Annotated in this window: 9 protein-coding genes and 2 tRNA genes; 5 read left to right on the forward strand and 6 right to left on the reverse strand. The window is 35.7% G+C overall.

The annotated features are described in order from the left end of the window. Positions 1-66 precede the first annotated feature (66 nt). Both MCS_RS03595 and ilvA read right to left on the reverse strand, forming a co-directional pair. Entirely contained in the window at positions 67-591 is a 525-nt protein-coding gene (locus MCS_RS03595; protein WP_004855765.1) for a hypothetical protein, read from the reverse strand. A 36-nt stretch (positions 592-627) separates the two neighbouring features. Beyond that, positions 628-1905 carry a threonine ammonia-lyase IlvA gene (gene ilvA, locus MCS_RS03600; protein ID WP_004855766.1) on the reverse strand — a complete coding sequence of 426 codons (1278 nt, stop codon included), beginning with the start codon at positions 1903-1905 and terminating at the stop codon, positions 628-630. Between the two features lie 142 nt (positions 1906-2047). On the opposite strand from ilvA, the gene MCS_RS03605 reads away from it, so the two are divergent. Beyond that, a tRNA-Leu gene (locus MCS_RS03605) sits at positions 2048-2133 on the forward strand. A 331-nt stretch (positions 2134-2464) separates the two neighbouring features. Here the strand turns inward: MCS_RS03605 and MCS_RS03610 are convergent. The 3 genes from MCS_RS03610 to MCS_RS03620 all read right to left on the reverse strand — a co-directional run bounded on the left by MCS_RS03610 (position 2465) and on the right by MCS_RS03620 (position 6641). Then, positions 2465-3343, reverse strand: a complete 879-nt coding sequence (locus tag MCS_RS03610) for an outer membrane protein (RefSeq protein WP_004855767.1) — start codon at positions 3341-3343, stop codon at positions 2465-2467. A gap of 671 nt (positions 3344-4014) precedes the next feature. Continuing rightward, positions 4015-4287, reverse strand: coding sequence for a hypothetical protein (locus MCS_RS03615; RefSeq protein WP_004855769.1), 273 nt, complete (start codon positions 4285-4287; stop codon positions 4015-4017). Then, complete coding sequence (locus MCS_RS03620) at positions 4281-6641, reverse strand: mechanosensitive ion channel family protein (RefSeq protein ID WP_004855771.1); 2361 nt, start codon at positions 6639-6641, stop codon at positions 4281-4283. Before MCS_RS03620 ends, MCS_RS03615 begins: the two co-directional genes overlap by 7 nt. A gap of 635 nt (positions 6642-7276) precedes the next feature. On the opposite strand from MCS_RS03620, the gene secD reads away from it, so the two are divergent. The 3 genes from secD to MCS_RS03640 all read left to right on the forward strand — a co-directional run bounded on the left by secD (position 7277) and on the right by MCS_RS03640 (position 12627). Next, the gene (secD, locus tag MCS_RS03630; RefSeq protein ID WP_004855774.1) at positions 7277-9790 is read left to right on the forward strand and encodes a protein translocase subunit SecD; all 2514 of its coding nucleotides are present in this window, start codon (positions 7277-7279) and stop codon (positions 9788-9790) included. Positions 9791-9892: 102 nt separating this feature from the next. Then, positions 9893-11647 (forward strand): cation:proton antiporter domain-containing protein, encoded by a 1755-nt coding sequence (locus tag MCS_RS03635; RefSeq protein WP_004855775.1) that lies wholly within the window; start codon positions 9893-9895, stop codon positions 11645-11647. Positions 11648-11673: 26 nt separating this feature from the next. After that, the gene (locus tag MCS_RS03640) at positions 11674-12627 is read left to right on the forward strand and encodes a lysylphosphatidylglycerol synthase transmembrane domain-containing protein (protein WP_004855777.1); all 954 of its coding nucleotides are present in this window, start codon (positions 11674-11676) and stop codon (positions 12625-12627) included. 267 nt (positions 12628-12894) lie between these two features. On the opposite strand, the gene MCS_RS03645 is transcribed toward MCS_RS03640, so the two are convergent. Further along, the gene (locus MCS_RS03645) at positions 12895-14454 is read right to left on the reverse strand and encodes a TerC family protein (RefSeq protein ID WP_004855778.1); all 1560 of its coding nucleotides are present in this window, start codon (positions 14452-14454) and stop codon (positions 12895-12897) included. 481 nt (positions 14455-14935) lie between these two features. Between MCS_RS03645 and MCS_RS03650 the strand changes: the two genes are divergently transcribed. Next, positions 14936-15011 (forward strand) — tRNA-Lys (locus MCS_RS03650). Positions 15012-15050: the final 39 nt, after the last annotated feature.

Genomic DNA, 15050 nt, shown 5'->3' on the forward strand with positions numbered 1-15050 from the left:
TGATAAAAAAGCAAGCACTTTGCTAAATATATTTATCATAAACAAGAATAACACTGCTCTCATCATTTATTTCTTTATAATCATCTCCTTCGGTAAATGCACCTCATTAAATTCAGGATAAATCTCAAGGAAGACGGGATTCTGTACAGTTTTTTGACCACCATAAATTAAATACCATCGCATTTTATCAAAAATTGCCAAAGTTTTATATTGAATAATACGATCTTTTGTCTCCAATTTTGTCGGAATTAAAGCATAGAAAGTACCACTATTAGTCTGTAAATAGTCTATTTTTGTTTCATCTAAATGGTAAGCATCCGCAGGCAAATTCTCAAATTGAATACGCAGCTTTTCAAGTAAATTTTTCCGTAAATCATCCTCTGTTGTATTTAATCGATGCGCCATTTCTTTGTAAAGCCGATCAGGCATATAAGCAGAAATATGCGCAAAATCTCCATTTTTGACAGAATTATTCACATCAACAACTAATCTCGAAAGCTCAGTTTTTTGTACCCTCGTTGGCTCAGATGCGGAACTTTGTTGAACAACACTTAAAAGTAAACCAAGAACAAAATAAATAACAAGCTTCATTCATATATCTCTCATTACGACAAAAATTTTAGTTTTTTAGATAACAAAATCAAATAATGTTTGATCGTCAGTAATATCACGATAACGCCAACCTAATGTTTGAAACTTTTTCTCTAATAGACAAAAATTATCATATTTGTTTGTTTCAATTGCAATCAACACAGAACCAAAACTCCTCGCTGATTTCTTGAGATATTCAAAACGCACAATATCATCCTCTGGAGACAATTGAGCAAGAAAACTACGCAAAGCACCAGGATGTTGCGGAAAACTAAAAATAAAATATTTTCTTAATCCCTGAAACCGCAGAGATCGTTCTTTAATATCTGGTAAACGCTCAAAATCAAAATTACCACCGGAAATAACGAGAAGAATTTTTTTTCCTTTTAATTCCTGAGAAGAAAGGCTGTTAAGTGCATCAATTGATAAAGCACCTGCTGGTTCAAGAACTACACCCTCAACATTGAGCATTTCAACCATTGTAGAACAAACACGATTTTCAGGAACAGTAATAACAGAATCTGGCGCAAAATGTTTCAGCATTGTATAATTTAAAGCACCAATTTCAGCCACAGCAGCACCATCTACAAATGTATCAATCTTTTCAAGTTTAACACGTTTTCCTTCTTTCAAACAAGCAAGCAAACTTGCAGCACCTCGCGGTTCAACAAAATGAATCTTCGTTTTCCAACCACATTCATGTACAAACTTGCTCACACCACTCGCTAAACCACCTCCACCGACAGGTACAATGATCAAGTCTGGCTCACTCTCTCCATTGAGTTTTTTCCATTGCAAAACAGACTCACAAAGGACTGTTGCTTGCCCTGTAATAATGCGGATATCGTCAAAAGGTGGTGCCATTACCCCCCCACTCTCAGTAGCAAAAGTCTGTGCAGCCGCATAACATTGATCGAACGTCTCACCAACTAAACGGATATCAATAAATTCTTTACCAAAAATGCGTGTCTTTTCGATCTTTTGTTGTGGAGTCGTTACAGGCATAAAAATCACACCCTTACGCTTAAAATAGCGACAAACAAAAGAAACCCCTTGCGCGTGATTCCCTGCTGATGCACAAATAAATGCAGCATCTTGAGATATCTGATCAAGCATTTCTGAAACAAAATTGAAAGCACCGCGAATTTTATAAGACCGTACCGGTGTTAAATCTTCGCGTTTTAAATAAATTTCCGCATCGTATTTTTGACTCAGAAAGTCATTTCTTTGAAGTGGTGTTTCAGCAAATACACTATGTAAAGCTGTCATAGCTTTGGTTACATCTTGAATAAATTTACTCATTACACCAATCATTTCATACTTTTTGAATATTATGATGTCTTCTAACGACAAAGTCAGCTATTGTCAGTCAAAAATTTATCAAAAATGAAAAGTTTTCTTTTTATCATTAATTCTTGATTCAATAAAAGATATAGCTTATGAGAGAGCTCTCATCGCGGACGTGATGAAATTGGTAAACATAGCAGACTTAAAATCTGCCGGTCGAAGACCTTGCGGGTTCAAGTCCCGCCGTCCGCACCATTATATGATCAGTTGTGTATATATCTTCCCTTATCTTACAATAGTTTTCCAAATTGTGAAAGACTAAGCGCTTTAAAGCGCATCCCCATAAAGTTTTTATAGTGCTATTAGATAGTACCCTACTAACAGCTACTCCAATTGCGAATCATAGATTCTTTGTGAATAATTTTTTGATTATCGCAATAAAAAGTCTTCACAACTCTTCCTTAACTCATAATAATCATTCAAATTAATAACCGTTTCTCTCCATAAAACAATCATTTATAGAGCAATAATAAAAAAACAAAGATCACACCAAAACAAAACTTTCTAATATTTTATCTTACAAAAGTCATAATTTATAAGCTACACCAAAGCGAAAATCATTTGTCTTATAATCAATTTTAATCTCATCTTTAAATTTCTTTTCACCAAAATTTGAATAGCGATATTCTACACGCATGATAACATTATCTGTCACAGCAAAATCAATACCACTACCAAGAGTATAACCAATCATTGTCTTTGTATCATCCGATATAGCAAAAAACTTCTCTAATCCTGTAACTGTTGTAGAAAAAATATCTTGAAACTGCCCATAAACAATCCCTGCAGAGATATAAGGCATAATTTTCCCCTCAGGAAAACTAAAACGCACTCGTGTAGCGCCGGTCCATTTCTGTTTTAACGTATGAATAACAATTAAACGATTTTCTTCTATCTCTTCTTGATTGCTTATAACCGGGTAAAAAACTCTCTCACCTGTTACTACCTCTTCCTCAACGTGTGTGTTTTCTACAAATTCACTGTCATTGAGTTCATCAAAAATAATACTCGTTTTAGTATTGTTTCGTTCAGAAAAAAATATATCCGCTTCAATCCCAAAGATAAAGCCATCGCCAAGATGAATATTACTACCACCGTAAAAACTCCCTATGGAACCAGAAAGTTTAGGCAAATACTTTTTATCAAGCGAAAACCATTTATTCTTACTATCCTCATTAGGATAGAGAGGAATATCAACATTATGGGTCATTGTAGAAATTTCACTCGAAAAACCACCAATTTGACCTCCAAAATAAAAACCTTCCCAAGAGAAAATAGAAGGAGAAAAAGTAAGGGGAAAATCAACATTCTCTGAGTGTTTCAAAAGCATTACATTTGCTGCTTGAGTCATAGACACTGAAACGAGAGAAAAAACAAACACTGTTATAAAACGTTTTGTATCCATAAACTTATACTCCATCAATATTGTTCAAATATAATAAAAATTATATTTAAAAAATAAAATGCTGTAAAACTTTACGCTGCAAATTATGTATAATATAATAAATATCAATCTTAGAAAATAATAACATTATTATTTGTTTTTATATAAACTTTATCATTAACTTTTATAAAAAATAATATTTGAAAATATCTATTTGTAGAAAAGAATATCTGAACAGTACAGAGCATTATTGATGAAATATAATGATGAATTATTCTAAAAGATATAAGCCACTCAACGAGTATCAACATATATATACATACTTTTCATAAAACATGTATGACACTCATATGTTTCTTACACAGTTAACTTAAATCTTAATAAATAACATTTAAAAAATTAAATAGCTGACTGAAAATAATAATTTATTATTTTTAATGATAGAAAGAATCTAAAATTAAAAACAAAACCTGATTTTATTCTAGACAGTTACTTTCAATATAAAAATACGCAAGATCTTATAGAGACAATAAATGTTTCAAATCCTGCTTATTCTTTTCTCCCAATACCCAATCTCATAGCGATAGCATATCTTTTTACCAACCATTTTCAAATTATGATAAAAACAACGAAGGTAAAAATGAGTTTCTTGCTCTTCTCAATCTATCCGAGAACAAAAATCTTAAACTATTTTATTTAAAAAATGCTCTACCATCACTGATTTCTATATTATCTTCTGGCTTCACTGCAAAACGATCTTTATTGGGAAAAGTAATAAAACAACCCTTTACACAAACTGTAATTGTTTGATTTGCCTTCAACGAAATATTTAAAGGCACACTCCCTTCCACAATGATCAGTGGTTGTAACTTCAAATCAGTATTCCTCACAGTCGCTGCAAAAACTGTCATGGTGAAAATATCCAACAGCATAATCGCAATAAAAATGTGAATACATCTTAGCATTCTAGGATTCCTTCCTCAACAAAACGTTTGTATAATAAAAAACGAAGAGCATTCGTCACCTTAGAAGGTGAAGTGATGTTGGGCACATAAATAGCTAAAGTAAATGAAAGTTTTTTACTATCAAATGCAGTAAAACTTACCTGCGGCGCAGGATTTTTTAAAATTTCCTCTGTTGTAGAAGCAATCTCTAGCAAAATTTCAGCAACATGCTCTGGAACAGCATGAGATGAAACTACGACAGGAATATCAATCCGTCCTACTTTGCTCCGCCTTGTCCAATTACTGACACTGTTATTAATAAGACTTGAATTAGGAATAATAATCGTTTTCCGCTGAGGTGTTTCAAGTTCCGTTGCACGTACACTGATACGTTTGACAATACCACCTACGGATCCAGATTCTACATAATCCCCTATTTTAAAGGGTCTCCCAACTAAAATAATAAGTCCAGATACAAAATTTTGAACAATATTTTGCAATCCAAAACCTATACCAAGTGAAAGCCCTCCCGCAATAAGCGCAAAATTCTTAAGATCCAAGCCTGCCATTGATAATCCTATCAAGGCAGACACAACAATACCACCATAACTTATAATCGTTTTGATAGAATTCCGCACACCAGAATCAAATCCTCCATGCATTAGCACCGTACCATCCAACCAATCTATAAATCGGCGAATGAAGAACCTACAGGCTAAGAAAGCGACAATTCCAGTTATGATAGAGATTAAAGAAATAAATACGTTTCCAATTTGAAAACCAGTAACCAATCGCCATAGTATTGTGCTCAAATCAGCATAGGAAAAACCAAATTGCACAGCAATTGGCATTGTGCAAAATACGATAACAACCAAATTAAGGAAAATACTAATAAAGCCCCCCAACTGATCCATCGTTTTATCTTCTAAATGCAACCCTTTCTGTAAAGCATGCCCAATACTTGTTTTCATAAATTGGCTTTGAGTTCCAAGTGCTTGAGCACTTTGTATCCCTAAATACATTAAAACCAAAAATGCTCCATCAATCACAATTTGCTGCATAATAAAACGTGCTAAACCAACATAGCCTAAACAATCCATCACTATGAGCAATAATCCCAATAAAATAAGAGGAATACGGATATAAAGTGGCAAAAAGGTTAGATTCCCTTCTCCACTATAAGAAGATCTATGCCTAAATTGTAAAGGTACAAATGCGATAATAAATAGCAGAATTGCAACAAGAAAAACAGCAATAAAACTTTTTGCAATTGTTAAGGAAAGAGAAGCAAAAACAACTTGATAAATGCTATCAAGAACCGCATCAAATGCCAAGACTCCACCTAAAAAAGTGATCAAAATTACCAATTGATATGTCGCTGGTGGTGTAATCTTGAGAAGACGCGTACCTCCCATATTCAATGATAAAAGAACAACTGCTAAACGATTTATCAAAAATACCAAAATAATTTGATGCCCAATTGTATAAAATACCGTTGTGAGTTTCCCTAGATCAAAACCAAAACTGTTAAATAAAAAAAACACCAAATAAATGCAAATACCGCACATAAACGAAGGTAGGACAACAGAAATAAAAGCGACTAACAAGCGCTGTAAATAAGATGTTTCCTCATTACTCCTGGCGATCCTGCAAGAGACATGCGTAAGAGCTTTACGAGAAAAATAGAAAAATCCCAAAGCAACCAAAAATGGAATAAAAAAGGAAAAAAATAATTGTAAAGGCTTGAAATAATATACAAATCCCCACCAAGAACTGAACAATAAAACAAAATCAGATGAAGTCTCTTTAGTTTTTTCAACAAGGTGTTTAACCATTGGTACCGAAAACTCAATCCTATGCATGAGCGTTCGTTTAAAAAGTTCTCGAGACTTTAAAATAGCAAGTTCGGCTATTTTATTTGTAACCAAAAAAATTTCTTCAAATCGAAGTACTATATCATTAATTTTTGCTCTTTGTTCTATCAGATGAGAACGCTCATCACTTTGATTTTTCAAACTTTTTTGGTCATCATGAAGTTCTGCCAATTGATCAAGAAGTACAAGAATATCATTGAGAGGAGCACGTAAAATAAATGCTGATTCTAGTGTACGTTTACTAATACCTCTTGCTCGAAACCGGAGCTCAGCTAAAACACGTTCATCTTCTGATTCGTTTTCAAAATCTTTTTCTAAAGTTTTCACATCTTGTTCAAGAGTCATAACAATTGACTGTTGTTGTTGAATAATTTCATCAATTGAGTGAGCTGTTATTGCATTTTGTGATTCTAAATGCCCCCATGCATAAGAACTAAAGACAAAGACAGTCCCCAAAATGAAAAAAAGAATGTGTAATTTTTTTTTAAAAAATGAATACATATCTACCTTATGTATAAAGATCAGGAGCACCCCTCTTTAAAATATGGCATAAGAAAAATATTTTCAACTTTTACAGAATAATCCTATTAAAGCTTCCCCTTATCTTATAATACTGATAAGAAAGGACAGAGTGAGCTGAGATTAACTAAGACAAAGAAGGCACTTCAGTATGTTTTTTTTGCGCCTCTATTGTAAAAAAGAAAAATTTCTCCCTTTAACGACCTGGCTTCTTTTGTCCAGCTTTGGCATGTTACTGGTAAGCAACCTAGGGACCTCTATCCATCTAACGGCGCAATCACATGGCAATAATGTGAATACACCACATACACTTGATTCAGAAAATAAATATACTCAATTGAATATTACAACGACTATAAACAAGGAATTTACAATACTCCGTATAGATCCTCTTGTATTTTTTGATTTTTTTCAAAGCATCTTAATATTGAACATATTATTAATGATCGCCATTGTTATAAACACACGGCTTCATAATCCTCAAACGCAATATTTTGCAAACAAACGTGCCCCCCCTATATTGCTTGAACTATGAAACCATCATCCTATTTTACTCTTGCGTTTCACTTTTAATAACCATTTAATAATCATTAGATTGCCTCTTAGCGGAATATATCATGCGCACACCTAGTTGGTTAACTACTCTTTATTGCTTTATCCTTTTAAGTAGCATTTACGTTGCTTTACCCAATTTATTTTCGCAAGAACAAGTTAAAAACTCAAAGTTTTTAACTGATACTCGTGTAACACTGGGGCTTGACCTTCAAGGAGGTTCTTCCCTCTTACTTGAAGTCGACACCAAAACATTAAAGCGTGATCAGTTACACATGGTTTTAGGTAGTGTACGCAATACACTCCGCGAAAAACAAATCCGTACCTCAAGTGTTCGTATTCTTGAGGATGGCATAGTCGTATCTATTTCCGATCCAACACAAAATGAAAAAACTCTCTCCGCTTTAAAAACATTAATTACACCAATACATAATAGCTTCGGCACGGTAACCAATGACATCGCAATCAGTGCACAAGATGGAACTATTCGTGTGATGTTAACAGAAGCTGGTATAAAGGATCGTATTAACAACGCTATTGAGCAAAGCTTAGAAATTATCCGTCGCCGTATAGATCAAATTGGAGTTACTGAACCAGCTATTCAAAAGGTAGGAAATGATCGTATTATGGTTCAATTGCCTGGTTTACAAAATCCAAAGCAACTGCGTGATCTTTTAGGGACAACCGCTAAAATGACCTTTCATCTTGTCCCTTCAAATGTGGATATAAATAATCCTCCTATAGGTGTTGCAATCCTTCCTGGTTATACTGATGAAACACAACGCTATGCAATTTATGAGCAAATTGCTTTAGATGGAAACGTTCTTAAAGACGCCCGTGCAGGTTTTGATCCACAAATACCAGGACGTTCTATTATTTCATTCACCATGAATGCCGCTGGCGCAAAAATATTTGCAGACATAACACGACAAAATATTAATCGTCCCTTTGCAATCGTTCTTGATAATAAAGTTTTGACGGCTCCAACTATCAATGGCGTCATTCCTAACGGACAAGGTCAAATTACAGGAAATTTTGATCCAAAAGAAGCATCCACTCTGGCGGCCCTCCTCCGTGCGGGTTCCTTGCCTGCACCATTAACCGTAATTGAAGAGAGAACCGTCGGTCCAAATCTTGGTGCTGATGCCATTCAAATGGGACTTTACACTGGCATTATCGGATTTGTTCTTGTTACGATTTTTATTTTTCTACTTTACAGAATCTGGGGGCTCATTGCGAATGTCGCGCTAGCACTACACACTATTTTAACATTTGCCGCACTAAGTCTTCTTGGTGCGACACTTACACTACCTGGTATAGCTGGTATTATTTTGGGGATTGGTATCGCTGTCGATGCCAATATTCTCATCAATGAGCGTATCCGTGAAGAAAGCCGAAAAGGTATCAGTGCCTTTGCTGCCTTGGATCGCGGATTTAAACATGCTTTTGCCACCATTGTTGATGCCAATGTTACAGCAATTATAGCAACTATTTTACTATTTTGGTTCGGAACCGGTCCCGTTCGTGGTTTTGCTGTAACAATGTTACTTGGAATTATCATTTCCATGTTCACCAATGTCACCATAGTGCGCATCATCATGATTTGGGTTGTCCGTAAATGGAAAATTAAAACTCTGCATCTCCACTCTGTTTTCAACGTAATCCCACAAAACACAAGTTTCCATTTTATGAAAGCGCGTTTCATTGGTATTGGCGTTTCAATTGTTTTATCGCTTGTTTCAGTTTTTCTATTTTTTAAACCTGGCTTGAACTTCGGAATTGATTTCATTGGCGGCAGCCAAATGAGTATTACCACAAAAGATCCAACAAACTTGGCAAATTTGCGTTCGAAGCTTTCTACCCTTAATATCGGCGAAGTTACTCTACAAAATATAGATAATGCAAACACCGTGCTGATCCGCATTCAGAAACAAAGTGGCGGCGAAATACAACAAACCTCTGCCCTTGATAAGGTCAAAAAAGCAGTACAAAACATTTATCCGGACGCCAATTTTGATCAAATAGAAGTTGTTGGGCCCAAAATTTCAGGTGAACTTGCTACAGCTGCTTTCACTGCTGTTATTCTCGCCGCAATTGCCATGTCTCTCTATATATGGTTGCGTTTCGAATGGTTTTTTGCAGTTGGAGCAATTGTAACACTCATATTAGATACTACAAAAATGATTGGTTTTTTTGCTTTGTTTCAATTCGATTTCAATTTGACAGCCATTGCTGCTCTTTTAACGATCGTTGGTTATTCTATAAATGATAAAGTAGTCGTTTATGACCGAATGCGCGAAAATATGCGCCTTTATAAAAAAATGCCATTGCGTGAACTTATTGATCTCTCAATTAATCAAGTTCTTATACGCTGTATCTTTACATCGGCCACTACAGTTCTCGCTATGCTCCCTATGGCAATATGGGGCGGAAGTGCTGTCCATAATTTCGCATTCCCTATGGTCTTTGGAATTATTATTGCAACATCATCCTCTATCTTTATTGCTGCTCCTATTTTACTCCTATTAGGAGAATGGTGGAATAAACGAAATAATCGTATCAACACAGAACTAAAATAAAAATGCCAAATTAATTCATATAATATCCCCCTTCATCATTTTCTTATAAAAAACTTATAATCATTTCAATTCATTCATTTTTTGAAAAAGTCGTAAATAATTATGCTTCATGATACACCACTTATTACAACTATTGTTGCGGGGTTATGTTTAGCTTTTCTTTTGGGAATGATCGCTAGTCGTTTACGTATTTCACCACTCGTAGGATACTTGTTAGCTGGTGTTATTGTGGGACCAAATACAGGAGGATTTAGAATAGACTCAGGGATTATCAATCAACTTGCTGAAATCGGCGTTATTTTGTTAATGTTTGGTGTTGGATTGCATTTTTCATTAAAAGATCTTCTATCTGTCAGAGCCATTGCTATCCCTGGTGCCATTGCACAAATGGTGTTTTCTACTTTTCTGGGCTGGTGCCTTGGGCTCATCATGGGATGGGGAATAAGTAGTAGTCTAGTTTTCGGTTTGGCCTTATCAACAGCAAGTACTGTTATTCTGCTACGTGCTCTGCAAGAACGTCATCTTATTGAAACAGAAAAAGGGCGTATTGCTGTTGGCTGGCTTATTATTGAAGACTTAGCCATGGTTCTTATTCTTGTTCTCATACCATCACTGGCAAACATCCTTGGTGATACGAAAAAAGAAGCGCTTGATCCTATTGTTCAATGGTTAGACTTAAGCATTTGGGGAATTTTTGGTCTCACAATCCTAAAAGTTCTTGTATTTATCGCTCTCATGCTCATTATTGGGCGACGCGTAATTCCTTGGTTACTAAAAATGAGTGCACAATCAGGATCTCGTGAATTATTTCGTCTGAGTGTCTTTGCGATCGCACTAGGAGTAGCTTTTGGAGCAGCACATTTATTTGGTGCTTCCCTTTCCCTTGGTGCCTTTTTTGCAGGGATGGTCATGAGTGAATCAGAATTGAGCCATCGTGCGGCTGAAGAATCTTTACCACTGCGTGATGCATTTTCCGTTCTCTTTTTTGTTTCCGTAGGCATGTTATTTGATCCTGGGAAAATATTGACTAACTTTTTCCCTCTCCTCACAACATTATTAATTATCATTTTAGGAAAATCTGCCATTGCTTTTTTTATTGTGAAAGCCTTTCGCTATTCTAATGCGACAGCTTGTACCATTTCTGCTAGCCTTGCCCAAATTGGAGAATTTTCTTTTATCCTTGCGGGCTTAGGTTTAAGCCTTGGAATCTTAAACAACGACGCACATGACTTTATCATTGGAGGTGCGATTCTTTCTATTTTGCTCAACCCCCTTGTTTTTACTGCTTTTAACAAAATTAAAAAATATCTAGAGAACTTGCCTGCAAACACACAAAATACAGAAACAATTATTGATATTGATCTAGAGGATCCTGACAAAGAATTTTTGCCAATAACCGCAAAAACAAACCACATTATTGTGGTTGGCTACAGCCGTATTGGAAAATGTATTGCATTCTCTTTAATAAACAAAGATAAACCTATTGTGATCGTAGAAGAATCAAGACGCCTTGCTGATAAAGCAACGGAAGATGGCTTCGAAGTAATTTGTGGCAATATCATTAAACAAGAAATAATGAACGCAGCGAATATGAGCAATGCATATAAAGTTGTTATTACCATGCGCAGTACTATTGAGGTAGGAGAGTGTATAGTAAAGATACGAGATATGAAGAAAGATATCCAGATAATCACGCATGCACTATCCGATACAGAAACAGCTTACCTTATTGATTTAGGTGCTAATGTTGTAGTAACGGATGATGAAGAAATTGCCTACGGTATTATAGAACATATAATCGGACAAAGGTCTGTAAAAAATATGCATAATTGCGAATCAAGTTTACCCAAAACCTAAATGCAAACAAGAATGGATAAAGAAGCGTGAAACTAAAGCAATTTATGTGGCCATTTATCGGTATCTTAGCAATGCTGATATCTATCCGCATTCTTTATATAAAACTCTCGGCGATTTCTTTTGGTGATGTCTTGGAGCGATTGAGCAATTTAAGTGCACATCATTGGCTATTAGCCGGTTTGTGTTCTCTCTTAGCCTATGCAGCTCTTGCTGGATATGATCGTATTGCCTTGCAGCATCTTGGTCACAAGATTTCTTGGTTTTTCATCGCTATATGTTCATTTACCACCTACGCACTTTCACACAACATTGGTGCTTCGGTTTTTTCTGGTGCCGTTGTGCGTTATCGTGCTTATAAAATGAAAGGATTAAATGGAACAGAAATTGCCATATTGGTAGGCTTTTGTTCTTTTACTTTTGTGATAGGTACAATCTTACTTTTTGGCATTGTTTTGATTTTGCAACCTAATATTATTACTCTCATTCATGGCGATCTTCCTGAATGGCTTGGTACAATGGTTGGTGTCATATTACTCAGCTGTATAGCACTCTACACTTTTGGCAGTTGGCTTCAGTTAAAACCTTTACGTTTGGGAAAAAAAATTCAGCTTTCCTATCCACGGCTAAAAATTGTCATTCAACAACTTCTTATTAGCCCCCTAGAACTTTTAGGAGCTGCAGGAATTATATACGCTGTACTCCCACAGCACACAGATATTCATTTTATTTCTGTGCTTGGTGTTTTCCTAGCATCTTTCACAATAACTCTTCTCTCTAACGCCCCAGCTGGAGGAGTTGGCGTTCTTGAAGCACTATTCATAACAGGCATGCCTAATGTCAATCCAACTGATGTAATTGCAGCACTTATTGTATTTAGAATGCTTTATTTAATTATACCACTTATCATCTCATTATTCGTTGTAGCAATTTTTGAATCTCAGCAATATTGGAAACGAGCAAAAAAAACACCCCCTAGGTAAAAAAGGAAATCGTTTCTTTTCTTTATGCGTACGCATAAAGAACGATAATCATAATGAATTTAAATACCATGCATGACTCAGGCCCCTCTAGCCTCACTTTATCGTTTAAGCATGCATATTTATTGACATAATTTAACTTTGCGTACTTATCATACCTATACTGACAAGTCTGCTAAAAAATAATAGCAGACAATCTCCAAATCTTTTCACAAACCTACATAATGATAAGGAATTTTCTCATAATTTTTTTGACAAAATAATGAGTTTTTACTGCAAAATCAGTGGAGAAATCAGGATTTTAGAGATATTTCTGCGATCCATTTCAACCACTTTAAAATGCAAACCATCAGCTTCAAAGCTTTCCCCCTCATTCGGCAAATGACCAAATCTCCAAAGCATAAATCCTGCCAAAGTAGTATAGCGATCTGCTTCATCAACAAGATTACGCTCAAGATAACCACTTAAACGGCGAATATCAGCATATCCTTCAACAAGAAGGCTACCATCTTCAAGCTTTTCTACTATCACAGGTTCTTCATCATCATCAGGAAAATCCCCTGCAATAGCTTCAAGAATATCTGTTGGCGTTGCAATTCCTTCAAAAGATCCATGCTCATCAACAACAATTGCAAGCTGAATCGAAGAATGCCGTAATTGCTCCATCAATCGTAAAACACTTGTATTTTCATGGACTACTAGAGGTTCTCGCATAGCTTTTTTCCAATTAATCTTTTTGCCCTCAGCTAAATTCAAAAGAAGATCTTTTGTCAAAGCAACACCAACAAATTCGTCTACTTTTTCACGCGCAAGAATTAAACGGCTATGCTTAACTTGTTGCAATTCTTCACGCATTTCATTCTCATTACTATTTAAATCCAACCACTCAATCTCATTACGCGGCGACATAATGGAACGAACAGGACGGTCAGCCAAATCGAGAACACCACGAATCATCTCTTTTTCTTCTGGTCGAAATAGTTCAGAAGCAGCTGCCTGTTCAGCAATAACATCAACAGTCTCGCTAAGATTACCATCTTTGTTTCCCCCTCCTAAGAGCCTTAAAACAGCATCCGCTGTTCGCCCACGTAGATCATTTGTTGTAATCATCTTTTCACGATTACGACGTCCAATTTGATTAAAAGCTTCAATAAGAACAGAAAAACCAATAGCAGCATATAAATACCCTTTTGGAATATGAAAACCAAATCCCTCAACAATGAGAGTAAAACCAATCATCATCAAAAAGCCAAGGCAAAGAATAACAATAGTGGGATGACGATTAATAAAACGCATAAGAGCACCTGATCCACACATCATCACTCCCATAGCAATAATCACTGCTATATACATAACCATGGCCTGCTCTTTAGCAATCATACCTGTTGCAGTAATAATACTGTCTAAGGAAAATACGGCATCAAGCACCACAATTTGAACAATGACCTGCCAAAAAACGACATAAGCAATCCCTGTTTTTCTTTCATGCGTGTCCCCTTCTAGTCTCTCATGTAATTCAAGCGTTCCCTTGGCCAACAAAAACGCTCCTCCTCCAATCAAGATGAGATTATGCCAACTAAATACAAAGGATGAGAATGAAAAAATCATGGTATCGAGATTCATAACCCATCCAATAACCGTAAGAAGAAAAAGGCGCATAACTAATGCTAAAGTAAGCCCTATCAAACGTGCACGATCACGTAAATGCGGTGGTAATTTTTCCGCTAAAATTGCAATAAAGATCAGATTATCTATTCCCAAAACAATTTCGAGAAAAATTAACGTGATCAAGCCAAACCACGCATGGGGATCAGTGACCCATTCCATCATAGTCCATCCTTTAAAAACCTCTTTAACAGCTTAAAAGCGCGCAGCTGACAAAACAAATTCATGAGCTTTCATTCGCACAACTGATTCGAAACATCAAACGCAAAAAAACTGCATCCTAAAACAAGCAATGGCAAAACATTGCTCAAACACACATAACTATTATTGAAAAAATTGACAAAATAGGATGGTGACCTACACCATTTACAACCCCAAGAAGGTCCTTCTGAATTTTTCTCGGGCATTACGCTCGATAATCCTCCAACACCAGTTCCACACACTAATAGAACATTCACCTATAGATTTCTTTATAATGGTTCTCTTTTTATAGAAGATCAAGAGGGTAGAGTATCACATTTTTAAATCTTATAGCAAATTTACTATAGACTCTTCTGTTTTCATATAAAAAAACAATATAATCATCTAGACATCTTCCCTTATGAGCGTTATAGAACCGCTCATTCTCATCTTTTGATGATACTATGGGTGATTAGCTCAGTCGGTAGAGCAGCTGACTCTTAATCAGCGGGTCGTGGGTTCGATCCCCTCATCACCCACCATTCAACTATATCTTACTGAGAATTTATTGATTTTCACAT

Source organism: Bartonella doshiae NCTC 12862 = ATCC 700133, from assembly GCF_000278155.1.
Classification (GTDB): domain Bacteria; phylum Pseudomonadota; class Alphaproteobacteria; order Rhizobiales; family Rhizobiaceae; genus Bartonella; species Bartonella doshiae.

Coding starts and splice junctions, on each gene's coding strand:
- MCS_RS03635 (WP_004855775.1), top strand. CDS start 9,893: ATGCTTCATGATACACCACTTATTACAACTATTGTTGCGGGGTTATGT.
- MCS_RS03620 (WP_004855771.1), bottom strand. CDS start 6,641: ATGTATTCATTTTTTAAAAAAAAATTACACATTCTTTTTTTCATTTTG.
- MCS_RS03645 (WP_004855778.1), bottom strand. CDS start 14,454: ATGATGGAATGGGTCACTGATCCCCATGCGTGGTTTGGCTTGATCACG.
- secD (WP_004855774.1), top strand. CDS start 7,277: ATGCGCACACCTAGTTGGTTAACTACTCTTTATTGCTTTATCCTTTTA.
- ilvA (WP_004855766.1), bottom strand. CDS start 1,905: ATGATTGGTGTAATGAGTAAATTTATTCAAGATGTAACCAAAGCTATG.
- MCS_RS03610 (WP_004855767.1), bottom strand. CDS start 3,343: ATGGATACAAAACGTTTTATAACAGTGTTTGTTTTTTCTCTCGTTTCA.
- MCS_RS03615 (WP_004855769.1), bottom strand. CDS start 4,287: ATGCTAAGATGTATTCACATTTTTATTGCGATTATGCTGTTGGATATT.
- MCS_RS03595 (WP_004855765.1), bottom strand. CDS start 591: ATGAAGCTTGTTATTTATTTTGTTCTTGGTTTACTTTTAAGTGTTGTT.